Annotated in this window: 7 protein-coding genes; 5 read left to right on the top strand and 2 right to left on the bottom strand. The window is 43.7% G+C overall.

What is annotated here, in order from left to right; translation table 11 throughout:
• Nucleotides 1–222: 222 nt before the first annotated feature.
• The gene (locus AM592_RS17385; RefSeq protein ID WP_082364160.1) at nt 223–2,298 is read right to left on the bottom strand and encodes a glycoside hydrolase family 32 protein; all 2,076 of its coding nucleotides are present in this window, start codon (nt 2,296–2,298) and stop codon (nt 223–225) included.
• A gap of 521 nt (nt 2,299–2,819) precedes the next feature.
• Between AM592_RS17385 and AM592_RS17380 the strand changes: the two genes are divergently transcribed.
• From AM592_RS17380 to AM592_RS17365, 4 genes are all read left to right on the top strand, one after another.
• A complete protein-coding gene (locus AM592_RS17380; protein WP_053604970.1) occupies nt 2,820–3,794 on the top strand; it encodes an ABC transporter substrate-binding protein in 975 nt (324 codons plus the stop codon).
• 100 nt (nt 3,795–3,894) lie between these two features.
• Entirely contained in the window at nt 3,895–5,412 is a 1,518-nt protein-coding gene (locus AM592_RS17375) for a sugar ABC transporter ATP-binding protein (protein WP_053606160.1), read from the top strand.
• A gap of 81 nt (nt 5,413–5,493) precedes the next feature.
• Nucleotides 5,494–6,393, top strand: coding sequence for an ABC transporter permease subunit (locus AM592_RS17370; RefSeq protein ID WP_225970405.1), 900 nt, complete (start codon nt 5,494–5,496; stop codon nt 6,391–6,393).
• 72 nt (nt 6,394–6,465) lie between these two features.
• On the top strand, nt 6,466–10,056 hold the full coding sequence (locus tag AM592_RS17365) for a glycoside hydrolase family 32 protein (protein ID WP_053604968.1): 3,591 nt from the start codon (nt 6,466–6,468) through the stop codon (nt 10,054–10,056).
• Between the two features lie 45 nt (nt 10,057–10,101).
• Here the strand turns inward: AM592_RS17365 and AM592_RS17360 are convergent, their stop codons facing one another.
• Nucleotides 10,102–11,088, bottom strand: coding sequence for an aldo/keto reductase (locus AM592_RS17360; RefSeq protein ID WP_053604967.1), 987 nt, complete (start codon nt 11,086–11,088; stop codon nt 10,102–10,104).
• Nucleotides 11,089–11,368: 280 nt separating this feature from the next.
• Between AM592_RS17360 and AM592_RS17355 the strand changes: the two genes are divergently transcribed.
• Nucleotides 11,369–13,588, top strand: coding sequence for an Ig-like domain-containing protein (locus AM592_RS17355; protein ID WP_082364157.1), 2,220 nt, complete (start codon nt 11,369–11,371; stop codon nt 13,586–13,588).
• The last annotated feature ends 69 nt before the right edge of the window (nt 13,589–13,657 follow it).

Below are 13,657 nucleotides of genomic sequence, written 5' to 3'. Positions count from 1 at the left end.
ATCAATTCACCACATTACAAGCAGTAAGCCCCCCACCTCGAAAGACTTTAGGTTATCCTAAAGATGTCTAGGTGGGGGGCGGGCTGCCCGTAAAAGTTAGGATTGGCTTAACCAAACTTGTCAGTGGGGGACGAATGTACGAAGGCTAGTTACTCAGGCATCCTGTGCGGGGGCCTGCACTAGCACATCCTATTTCGTCGAAGCCCCCACTGAAGGTTCACTTTATTTCTTCGGATAGGTATTCACGTTTTGAAAGGTACTCGTTCCGTTCCAGACATTTAAGCCGAAATAACCGGAAGAGAGCGAATTATCTTTGGTTCGGATCGCTAATTGATCATTAAAATGCACCTTTATTTCTTTACCCTCTGTAGTGACTTTTAAGTGATTTGTCGTTTCAGGATCAATTTTAGCGGGATACGTAGCTAAAATTGATGCTTCACCGTCCACTTTTTTCCAAAGTTTCACCATCTGTCCGGGTTGATCAATTGTTGCGACATACGCATTTTTGGCTGTTTTGTCAGAGCGGAACACGAGGCCTCCAGCACCTTGATTTCCTATCTTTACATCTGTTTCGTACGTGAAATCTTTTCCTCTTGAATCTGCTAGTTTAAAAGAGTCGACTGTATCGCTGCCTTGTGTCCCCGAAATGGTATCTGCCCATCGGCCATTTAACGCTTCCCATCCGCTCAGATTTGAATGAAACAAACTGTTACCCCATATGCGGTTAAGCGGATAGACATGAAGGGACTCAAGGGTTACGTCCCCGTCGCTTGAGAAGAGCTCTATCCCGTCACTTGACCCCTTAGGAAAAATTTGATCCGTAATGGATACTTGACCGTCATTGCCGAAGAGTTCAACGGATGAACGATCGACGAGAATACGCATTTTCACATGTCCATCAACGGGTTCTAACGGCGCTTCATGAACTTTGGCAAATTGATCATTAAAATAACTTTCTCCTGAGAAAGAACGGTCGAGATAAATTGTCTTCTTCTCATTGTTATATCCAATCGAAGTTGCTTGATCATCGCCTTTTCGTACCCTGAAACCGAATGCCTTTGAAGTTGTCATTTCGTCTACCTTAAAGTCGGCAACGAGCTCAACTGTATCACCTTTTGCATTCGCCAAAAAATTGGTGTTCGGCTTGATCACTTGAGATGGATATGATTTTTCTTTGCCGCGAAGCGTCTCCAATTCTTGAATCGGTGATTGAACCAGCTTAACCTCGCCATTTTGGGACGTTTTTAATTCAAGCTTTCTCGGAACGGTCATTGCACTTCTCCAAGCAGATGTCGGAGTATCATTTGCATACTTCCAGTTGCTCATCCAGGCAATCATGGTACGGTATTGATCGTTGTTCGGCGCGTTTTCCCATGTGACGCCAGCGTAAAAGTCAGCACCGTAATCGATCCACTCGGCTTCCGGTTTATCAGGTGTGAATGTCTTGCCGTCAAAAGTTCCGACGTAATACTCCATCCCTGAGCCGCCGGCAATCGCTCCATCTCCCAAGCTGGTTGTCAAAACCCACTTCTGCTTATCTTTTTCTCCGTCAACCGGGAGAGGGAAAAGTTCAGGACATTCCAATAGTGTTGCTCCGCTCGCGTTTTGCGGCTTATATTCACTCGCGAATGACCAATCCTTTAAGTTTGGTGACGTATACAGCATCACTTTATCTTTAGCCGCTAAAGGCATAATCCATGATTTTGTTTCTTCGTGCCAAAAGACTTTCGGATCACGCCAATCCGGATCAGGAAAGTCTTTCATAATCGGATTGCCTTCATATTTTGTCCATGTGTTTCCGTCATCCGTGCTGTAGGCCAAGCTCTGGACTTGATGGCCATCTTTGTTTTGCGTGTATAAGGCAACGAGTGCATCCTTGCCAAATCCGCTTGTATTGTTGTGATCAACAACAATACTGCCAGAGAAGATGTCTCCATTATGATCCGGAGTAAATGCAACGGGACGATGCTCCCAATGGACAAGGTCTTTACTTACTGCATGTCCCCAATGCATTGGTCCCCATTTCGCATCGTAAGGATGGTACTGATAAAACAAATGGTATTCACCCTTATGGAAAACCATTCCATTCGGATCGTTCATCCAGTTTGCCTCTGGTGAATAATGGAATTGAGGCCGGTACAGCTCGTTATAATAACTGTTAGCTTGAACTGGTGGTTTAGTTACATTATCATTTTGCTGTGCTTCTTGCTTGGGTTTTACTATATAATAAGTGGTTATGCCAGAAGCGATACACAGCACAAAGACGAGTGAAAAGATGAATATCTTTTTCTTATTCATGCAGTCTCCTGTCTCCTTTAATCATTTTTATTTAATAAATTAGAATTCTAGCATCCTTCTCTATTATTACGCAAGAATCGAAATTTTTTACACCTAAAATTCTGAAAAATTTAAGTATACTAAAATATTACTCCTACTAAAAGGCTAAACCATAAAAACCTTGATAAAAAGAAGTATTATTTCCCAATCAGCCATTGTACTTATTGTATCAACGCCTTTACCGATTCATATAATAACTCAAATTTTATTTTATTGAAATTGACAGAGGTATTTAGTCCCGTTTTTTATGAAAAAGAATTGTTAAAATATATTGACAATTATTGAAAACGCTTTATAATCAAAATCAATCAATACCATTCACTCAAATAATCATTAACGGTCATTTTCGTTCAAAGTGAGTGGTGGAGAAACAATCAGTGGAGGTGAGGGGGGCCAGCTGCACATTGGGCTTTTCTTTATAATATTAATGAAAGCGCTAACAAAGGGGATCAAATTTTATTAACGATGGGGGATAAACAACAATGAAAAAGACTTTAAGATTTGCTTTGGCTGTAATGATGACTTTCATATTACTTTTATTAGGTGCATGCAGTATGGAGGAGCCTACGTCTGGAGGCAGTGAAAACAAAGAAGGCGGAGAAGGAGATCAAATGGTTATCGGCTTGACGGTCGGAACACTTGCAAACCCTTTTTTCGTATCGATGGCTGACGGTGCGAAAAAAGCAGGTGAAGAAATGGGTGCCAAGGTCATCGCTGAAAGCGCCGATTATGATTTGGCAAAGCAAACGACACAAATCGAAAACTTCATTACTAAGAAAGTGGACTTAATTCTATTAAATGCAGTTGATTCAAAAGGAATCGCGGGCGCTGTGGCTCAAGCTAAATCTGCAGGAATTCCGGTGATTGCCGTGGATGTTGATGCAGAAGGCGGAGTAGATGCAACAATTACGTCTGATAACTATCAAGCTGGTAAACTCGCAGGGGAATATGTCGTGAAGGAGCTTGGCGGCAAAGGCAAGATTGCAATCATCGATGGACCGCCCGTTTCAGCCGTAACGGACAGGATTAAAGGGTTTGAAGAAGCCATCAAGGATTCTGGTATCGAAGTTGTAGCGAAACAAAATGGTGAAGGCAGCAGAGAAAAAGCGCTTACAGTAACAGAAAATATTCTTGAAGCGAATCCAAAAGGGTCATTGGATGCCATCTTTGCTATCAACGACCCTGAAGCGCTGGGCGTCCAAATTGCTCAAGAACAAGCGGGACGGCAGGATGAATTCTTTATTGTCGGAGTAGACGGAGCTCCGGAAGCAATAGATGCAATGAAAAAAGAAGGCAGTACGATTGCCGCAACATCCGCACAGCATCCAGATGAAATTGTGAAAGAAGCAATCGAAATCGGTCAAAAGATCAAAGACGGAGAGAAAGTCGAAGGTTTGATCAAGGTTCCGGTTGACCTTGTCACCCAGGATAATTTGGATTCTTATAAAGGCTGGTAAGAGAAATAAGGAACATACAGTCCGCTTATCGGACTGTATGTTCTAACAAAAGGAGGAAGATCTGGTGGGAAGCGAGCAGGTATTCATTGATGCAGGAGAAATGCCGCGGCCTGTACTTGAAATGAAGAACATCAGCAAAACTTTTTCAAGTGTCAAGGTGCTAAAAGACGTAAAAATATCCCTATATCCCGGTGAAGTCCATGCGCTGATGGGGGAAAACGGAGCCGGAAAGTCGACTTTGATGAAGATTTTAGGCGGGATATACACTCCGGATGCAAATGGAGAAATTGTATATAAGGACTCACCCATTGAGTGGAAATCGCCGCTAGAAGCAAGAAACAAAGGGATCAGTGTCATCCATCAGGAGCTGAATCTTTCACCCAACCTAACCATTAGTGAAAATATATTAATGGGTACCAAATTTCCGAAAAAAACCTTTGGGATAGTCGATTGGGAAAAGGTTCATGAGAAAGCGGGAAGCATTCTGCGCTCCATGGGCTCAAGCTTAAACCCCAAGACGCTTGTTTCCAAGCTGAGTGTCGCGGAGCAGCAGGTGGTGGAAATTGCGAGAGCTTTGTCCTTCAAGGCAGAGGTGCTGATAATGGATGAACCGACGGCATCTTTATCTGATAAAGAAATAAATAAATTATTTACGATCATCGAAGATTTGAAGAAGCAAGGGGTAGCTATTATTTATATTTCGCATCGGATGGATGAAATCTTCAAAATATCCGATCGTTTTACTGTTTTACGTGACGGGGATTGGATCGCAAGCGGACCAATCGAAGAAACCAACCCGGAGCATCTGGTCAAATTAATGGTCGGAAGGGACCTGAAGGATCTATTCAAGCGCCAAACGCGCAAGCAGGCCACCGGTAAAAGGGTAACAAACAAACCTGTACTTGAACTTCGGAATGTAACCGATCAAACATTTGTACAGGATGTTTCTTTTCAAGTATATCCCGGGGAAATCGTCGGGATCGCGGGATTGGTGGGTGCGGGAAGAACAGAGCTTGTCCGCGCGATTTTTGGCGCTGCTTCCCTTAAGAGCGGAGAAATCCTCGTTGATGGGCAGCCGGTTCATATCCGAAACCCAATCGATGCGATCAAAAATGGAATTGCCCACGTGCCGGAAAGCCGGAAGGAGCAGGGGCTATTTCTGGATATGTCAGTGAAAGAAAACCTCATCATGACAGAAATGAGCAGCTTTTCTAAATTTGGAATGCTGAGCTGGAGGCAAGCAGGAAGCGCAGCAGGAAAGCACATTCAAAATCTAGGGGTAAAAGTAGCTAATCCTGAATTGCCGGTATCTTCATTAAGCGGTGGAAACCAGCAAAAAGTCGTCATTGCCAAATGGCTTTCGATTCATCCAAAGGTCCTCCTTCTTGATGAGCCAACCCGCGGTGTCGATATCGGGGCGAAAACCGAAATCCACAAAATCATCAGCGGTTTGGCCGAGCAGGGATTGGCTGTCTTGATGATATCGTCTGAACTGCCGGAGGTACTTGGAGTCAGTGACCGGATTCTCGTTATGAGTGAAGGACGTTTAACCGGTGAGCTCCAGCGAGAAGAGGCAACACAAGAGAAGATCATGCACTATGCGACAGGAGGCAAATAACAAATGAAACTAGGATCGGAAGCATCATTACAAAAATCACAGGCAGGATGGAGAGTCGTTGAATTACAAAACCGTCTTGGCATGATCATTATTTTAGCCCTATTGTGTCTTATTCTTTCTTTTACCGCACCTAACTTTTTGGAAGTCTCAAATTTACTCAACGTATTAAAACAAGTATCCATCATTGCGATATTGGCAGCGGGGATGACGATCGTCATTTTGACAGGCGGGATTGATCTCTCTGTCGGCTCGACAGTCGCTCTAACCGGAGTCGTCTCTGTTATGGCTTCTGCAGCGGGAGTAAATACCTTTCTCGCGATGCTTATTGGTATTGGAACAGGCTATATTGTCGGCCTGATCAATGGGTTTCTTACCGCCAAAGCTAAGCTGCCCGCTTTTATCGTGACCTTGGGAAGCTTCACATACGTAAGGGGACTTGCTTATGTCATCAGCGGAGGGTATCCGATCGCGCTTCAGGCTGCCGGCTTTAAATTTGTAGGTGCCGGCTATATTTTCGGCATCCCGGTGCCAATATATATCATGCTGATCGTGTACGTGATTATGTTTCTCGTTTTGAAATACACCATGTTCGGCCGTCATATATATGCCATCGGAGGAAACCAGGAAGCAGCAAGGCTGACAGGAATTAAAGTAGAAAGATCGTTGATCAACGTGTACTCCATTAGCGGGCTTCTTGCCGGACTCGGTGGGGTTGTGCTCGCGGGCCGACTGTATTCCGGCCAGCCGACAGCAGGTCAAATGTATGAACTTGATGCGATTGCCGCCGTCATTTTGGGAGGCACAAGTCTTACAGGCGGAGTAGGGAAAATTCAAGGAACGATTATCGGGGTTCTGATCATGGGTGTCATCAGCAACGGACTGACATTAATGGATGTCAACTACTACTGGCAGCTTGTTGTCAAAGGCGGTGTAATCATCACTGCGGTTCTGATTGACCGTCTGCGTGCCCGAAACTCGTAAGCGAGGGGTGGCTTGTCCGCCCCTTAAAGTCTCTATACTTTAAAAAATTAACAACATATTTGGAGGAAGAGAATGAGACTGATAAGCAGGCTGTTAATTGTTGCTTTGTTATGTTCGGTCGTTTTTCAGTTTAATATAGGAACAGCGGCCGGTGCTGATTATTACAAAGAGCCGTTTCGGAACCAATTTCATTTTTCTCCGGAAGCCAATTGGATGAATGACCCAAATGGAATGGTTTTTTTCGAAGGCGAATATCATCTTTTTTATCAATACTATCCATATGGCACCACCTGGGGACCGATGCATTGGGGGCATGCGGTCAGCAAGGATCTTGTAAACTGGGAGCACCTCCCTATGGCCTTGCTGCCGGATGAAAATGGCTGGATCTTCTCTGGAAGCGCTGTCATTGACAAAAATAATACTGCCGGTTTCGGTCAAAATGCCATGGTGGCTATTTTTACTCATGCAGATGGACCGAAGCAGGTACAGAGTATTGCGTACAGTCTTGACAAAGGGAGAACCTGGACGAAATACAATGGGAATCCAGTTATGCCAAATCCGCCAATTCCAGATTGGCGAGATCCTAAAGTTTTTTGGCATGACGGAACACAAAAATGGGTGATGACCCTGGCAGCGAAAGACAAAATTATGTTTTACACCTCACCTGATTTAAAGAATTGGTCTTACGCAAGCGAATTTGGCCCGGATGGGGGCATTCAGGCAAATACTGCTAAAGGGAAATATGCATACAGCCTTTCAAATGATAGAGGCACCTCTTTCACGTACGAAGGGGACGTTATGAATGTTGAAAAGAATGGAAGGATTGGTGCAGGAGGACTTCTCTTCCGTTCGGATGATCCGGCTAAAAACGGATATGCGGCATTGCTTGACGCCGAAGAAAACAAAGTGAAGCTCGTAAAAATCGAAAACGGAATTCCAACAGAAATTCGCTCCAAAGATATGTCAATTCAACCATCAAAAAGTTACCATTTAAAGGTCGTTACAGATGGACCGAACATTTCCGTTTTTGTGAATGGCACTTCAGAGCTCACAGCTTCAGATACAAGTTTTGAAAACGGTAAATTCGGACTTATCGGGCGCAATTCCACCGCTGTGATTCGGAATGTCACATTTACGAACACGACGAACGTAATCACAAACCTATCCGGTTTTCAACCTGCCGGCGGTGAATGGACAAAAACATTAGAAGGACTGACGGGTTCTTCTCCATCGGACGCATTTACCGTTGCAAACGAGACTGGGACCGACTTAATTTACAAAGCAGACATTAAGGTATCAGGTTCGTCTGGAGGAAAAGGTGCAGGTGCCCTTCTCTTTAAAGCAGACAGAGCCGCCCAGAACGGATACGTTGCCAATGTGGACGCGTTAAATGACAAAGTGAAGCTGATGAAAATCGTTGGCGGGCAGATTTCCGTTCTCGCTGAAAAAACGATTGCTCTGGAAACAGATAGACAATACGAATTAAAAGTTGCCACGTTAGGTGACAACATCAAGGTCTACCTTGATGAAACACTTATTCATGATATACATGATGGCGCCTTTTCAAGCGGACATTTTGGTTTAAATGTTTGGAACGCAAAAGCCGTTTTCCAGAACATTAAGGCAGAAAAAAATATTGTTACCAATGAAACGAACATTAAAAATGGAGATTTTGAAACAGGCAATTTCTCCGGGTGGGAAGTATTATCAGGAAATGCCTTCAGCAATGCTCATGTTACAAATGCTACCTCTTATTGGGGAGGATCGTTTGGACAACAAGGGAATTATCATTTGTGGGGAGCGGCACAGATTCCTTTTGATGAACCAACAGGTGAAGCGAGGTCATCTTATTTCAAATTAGCAGGCTCAGGAGAAATCAATTTCATGCTTGGGGGAGGAAACAACGAATCCACCTATCTGGCTTTGATGAGAGCTTCGGATGATAAGGAAATTTTACGGCAGACCAATACAAAGTGGAAAGAAGATGAAACGTACCGTCGTTATATTTGGGATGCTTCTGCTTTTCGAGACGAGGTCCTCTATCTTAAACTCGTAGATTATGAAAAAAATGGATGGGGACATATCAATGTTGACGACATTAAAGTTAATAATACCGGTAGCATGCCTGAAAACATAGACAAAAAAGCACAACCGGTTGAGGAGAACGGGGAAGCAAGGAATAACGGAACGATCGACAACTGGACCGCCGTATCAGGAGAATGGGTGAACTCCACATATGGAAATAACGGAGGCGTGTGGGAATGCCCGGCTCTATTCCAGCTTCCGGTGGCAGGCGATCCGTCGAAGAAAAAATGGGTCTTACAAGTCAGCGTTGGAGATGGTGCGGCTGCGGGAGGCAGCGGCGGCCAATATTTTATCGGCGAGTTTGACGGCAAAACCTTTAAAAGTGACAATCCTCCGCAAGAAACATTATGGACGGATTACGGAGCTGATTTTTATGCCGCTGTTGAATGGAACAATACCGAAGGACCGAACGGAGAAAAATACTGGCTCGGCTGGATGAGTAACTGGAAATACGCAAACCACACGCCGACGACCACTTGGAGAAGCTCAATGACACTGCCGAGAAAAATGGAATTGGCGCAGACTCCGGAAGGTTTACGATTACAGCAGACTCCTGTTTCGCTTCAATCGCTAAGACTAAGCGGGCAAGGTGTTCAATTCCACAATAAGCTGATTCAGTCCGGTCAATCGCTTTCTGCTGGGAAAGAAGCAGAATCGGCTGAATTCATCGTCGAATTTGATGTGGCAGGTTCAGGAGCGAGTGAGGTTGGCTTGAAAGTGCGAAAAGGTATAAATGAAGAAACGGTGATCGGCTATGATCTTCAGGCAAAAAAGCTGTTTGTGGACCGCAGCAAATCCGGTTCATTTGACTTCGGTCCGGATGTAAAGGGTATCCATGCTGCTCCAATGCCTTCAGAACAAGGGAAAATCAGGCTTCATGTGTTCCTTGATCATTCGTCCGTTGAAGTATTCGGCAATCAAGGAAAAAAAGTCATTACCGATCAGATTTTCCCTGGTGCGGCAAGCAAAGGCGTTGAATTGTACAGCAAGGGCGGTACAGTGAATGTTGCCAAATTTGAGATGTATCCTTTGTCGTCTATATGGAAAGAAAGCCCGTTTTCATCCAATCTCACCGGATGGCAAACAAAAAGCGGATTATGGGCCGACACGATAAAAGGCAAGCAAGGGCAAAGTGAAGGAGATTCCTTTATCCTTTCCAGCCAGACTGGCACAAACTTCACCTATGAAGCGGATATTGAGGTGTTGGACACGGATTCCCACCCAAATGATCCGAATAAAGATACCGTTGACAATCGTGTGGGTGCAGGCGGACTGGTATTCCGCTCGGATAATACAGCCAAAAACGCCTATGTTGCCAATGTCGATATTCACCACGACGCCATGAAGCTGATCCGATTTAATAACGGAGTACCGGAAGAGCTTCAAGTCGTGCCGAAGGATCTGGACCCGAACAAGAAATATCATCTCAAGGCAGTCACGAATCAGAATACGATCAAAATCTACTTGAACGGCGAGCTAGTGATTGAAAAAAATGACGATGTCCTTACTAATGGATATTACGGGTTGAATGTGTGGCATTCGACAACAGCCTTCCAAAATGTCCGGGCAACTCAATAACGAGAAAAAACCATGTTCGGAGCTGATCCGGACATGGTTTTCTAGTTATAAATTTACACTTTTCATCCCGGCTTCATGATAACGATCACCGACAGCAGCTCCAAGCGGCGCTGCTTCGTTGATTCGCGCCACGTCACTTTCTGATAAGTGGATATGAAGGGCGCCGATATTTTCTTCTACATATTTTATTCTCTTCGTACCCGGGATCGGTACGATGTCATTCCCTTGAGCCAGCAGCCAGGCAAGAGCGAGCTGTGAAGGCTGACAGCTTTTTTCCTCAGCTATTTCTTTTATCCTGTCTACCAAATCGAGATTCTTCTGGAAGTTCTCGCCTTGGAAGCGTGGAGAAAAACGACGATAGTCGTCCTCGTCTAAGTCGTCAAACGTTTGAATTTGTCCGGTCAAAAATCCCCGGCCTAACGGGCTGTAAGGTACAAACCCAATTCCCAACTCTCTAATCGTCGGCAGGATTTGTTCCTCCGGTTCCCTGCTCCAAAGCGAATACTCTGTTTGCAGCGCAGAAATTGGATGTACGGCATGGGCCCGCTTAATCGTTTCCGGTGCAGCTTCAGATAATCCAATGTATCGCACCTTTCCTAGCTGAACCAAATCTGCCATGGCTCCAATCGTTTCTTCAATGGGAACCGTAGGATCGACCCGGTGCTGATAATACAGGTCAATATAATCAACACCAAGACGGCGAAGGCTTTTATCACAAGCCTCTCTCACGTAATCCGGATGGCCGTTTACCCCTAAAAAGGTGCCGTCTTCTGCTCTGACGTTGCCAAATTTGGTTGCCACAATCACTTGATTTCGAATGCCTTTGATTGCCCGGCCGACTAATTCTTCGTTTTTTCCGACACCGTACATATCGGCGGTATCTAAGAAATTGATCCCTGCATCAATGGCATAATGAAGTGTTTTGATCGATTCCTCATCATCCCGTGCACCATAAAAATCCGACATGCCCATACATCCCAATCCAAGAGCGGATACTTCCAAGCCTGTGCTGCCAAGCTTTCTTATTTCCACGGTTACCCATCCTTCCATTTTAAATTATATATAAATTTCGATAGGAAACGGGAGAATCCTTTCTGGGAATTGTTAAAGTTTCATGTTTCAGCTATTGTCTGTTGGAATTTATAGTGCCGGAGCTTGGAATGATGCCGGAATTCTGTCCACCTTTAAATACAACCGTAATTTTCCAAGGTAAATTTTTACGGAATATTTATCTTAAATTTACAATTAATTTTTATTCGTTCTGTAGAATCGGCACTAGGTCAAATTTTATCTAAAAAAGGAGAAGGATATTTTGAAGTTGAACCAATTCAAAAAAGCAGCAGCAATCGCAGCCGTATTCTTGCTAACCTTAGGTATGTTTTTTGCAGCTCCCGGTATTTCGGCAAAAGCAGCGGAAAACCCTATGAATGTTACTCCAGATCCAAATGCGCCAAAAGGAAACGTAAAAAAAGTCATTCCTACATTCACTGGGGATGCCAAGACGACAAAAGGATTTACTTGGTATACAACACATGCATCCGGGGCAAGTGATTTGCAAATTGTAGAAAAAACAAATGAAACTCCCGATTTTAGTAAGGCGAAAAAGTTTAAAGGGATCAGCTACGTATCAACAAACGATAAAGAAGAAATCGTACATAAAGCAGAAGCAAAAGGCTTAAAAGCCAATACCGAGTATCAATATCGTGTCGGCGATGAAAAGCTTGGCATATGGAGTGAAGTAGGGACAGTGAAAACAGCGCCCGAATCAGGTGCGTTCACATTTATGAACTTAACCGACCCGCAAGCAAAAACAGAGGAAGAAGCCATTTTGGCCGCTCAAACGTTTAATAAAGCAGCCGAAACGATTAAAGGAGAATCGTTTATGGCGGTAACCGGCGACTTTGTTGACAAAGGCAATATTGAGGATCAGTGGGACTGGCTAATTGAAAATAGTAAACAAACGTGGGGAAATACGACAGTTGCTCCTGCTGCCGGAAACCATGAAAAGCAGCCTAATTCTTTTATAGACCACTTTAACATTCAAGAAGCACCGGGCAGTGATACTACAACCGGCGCATATTATTCATATGATTACAGCAACACTCATTTTGTCGTATTAAATAACAATGAAGATTCTGAAGAATACGCTGATTTTACACCTGCACAAATGAAATGGATGAAATCAGATATTCAAAAAGCGAAGGCAAACGGGGCAAGATGGGTGATTGTTTTAATGCATAAAGGTCCATATACAACCTCCAACCATGCGACTGACTCAGATATTATTGATGAAAACGGGGTTAGAAATAAGATTGCACCAGTCATTGCTGAGCTTGGCGTTGATTTTGTATTCCAGGGACATGATCATATTTATGCCCGTTCAAAACCAATTAATAAGGAAAACAAAGCTACAGAACAAACAAAAATTAAAGAAATGATAAACGGAAAGTCGATTGAATATACAGTCAATCCGGATGGATCGATTTATTTTATTCCAGCCACATCCGGTCCTAAAGTATATTATAAAAATCAAGATCCAATCTTGGGTGATGAATTTTACAGCAAATTTGAACTTGCCGATGAAAACCATGCAGCTAAATATGGATCAGATCCGGAAGATTCATCAAGGCCGGTTCGTGGAGCGATTCAAAACTTCGCAAGTGTAACGATTGACGTCAACCGGTTAACTGTTGTTTCGTATGAAATTGATCGAAATAAAGGAATGGACCCATACATTATTGACCAGTTCGGGATTGAGAAAAAAGATGTACAAGCTCCTGCAAAGCCAAAGGTCGACGATGTAAGTGATGCAGATGCATTCGTCACAGGCACAGCAGATGCGAATGCGAAAGTGACAATCAAAAGCGGAAACAACGAAATAGGCAGTGCTTCAGCCGACAAAAATGGGAAATTTAAAGCTGAGATTCCGAAACAAAAACCGGGAACAGAGCTCACGGTATATGCAGAAGATGCTGACGGAAACAAAAGTGAAGAAGTAAAGGTGACTGTCAGCGATAAAACAGCGCCAGCAAAGCCGAAGGTAAACGAGGTTAATAACGAGGATACAGCCGTTACAGGTAAAACAGAAGCAAATGTAAAAGTCACAGTAAAAGCAGGAAATACCGAATTGGGAAGTGCTTCTGCCGATAAAGAAGGCAACTTCAAAATCGCTATGGAAAAACAAGCGGCAAACACAGAACTAGTTATCTCTGCAGAAGATATGAGCGGAAATAAAAGTGAAGAAACGAAAATCAAAGTCGTTAAAAAAGAGGTATCTGCCGAGCCTATTTCCAATACTAATGAAAATGACGATGACAGCAAAGTCTCAGGAAATGACGAAAGCTCAGACGACAGCAGCCAAAACAATGATATCAACGATAATCAAGAATCAACTGACAGCAGCATGGACGATGTATCAGAAAATGAGTTGCCTGATACCGCAACGAATATGTATACATTGCTTTTAATTGGGGCTGCTTTCATTGTTATTGGTGGCGTTAGCTTTATAGTTAATAGAAGAAAAATGGTTTAGTCTCATTGAAAGGCGAAAAACCAGATCATGGAATTTTCCTGCTCTGGTTTTTTAGTTTCACGTGAAACA

The organism is Bacillus gobiensis, assembly GCF_001278705.1.
Classification (GTDB): domain Bacteria; phylum Bacillota; class Bacilli; order Bacillales; family Bacillaceae; genus Bacillus; species Bacillus gobiensis.
Note: the sequence above shows the minus strand (reverse complement) of the source record. Positions and strands in the feature narration are given on the sequence as shown.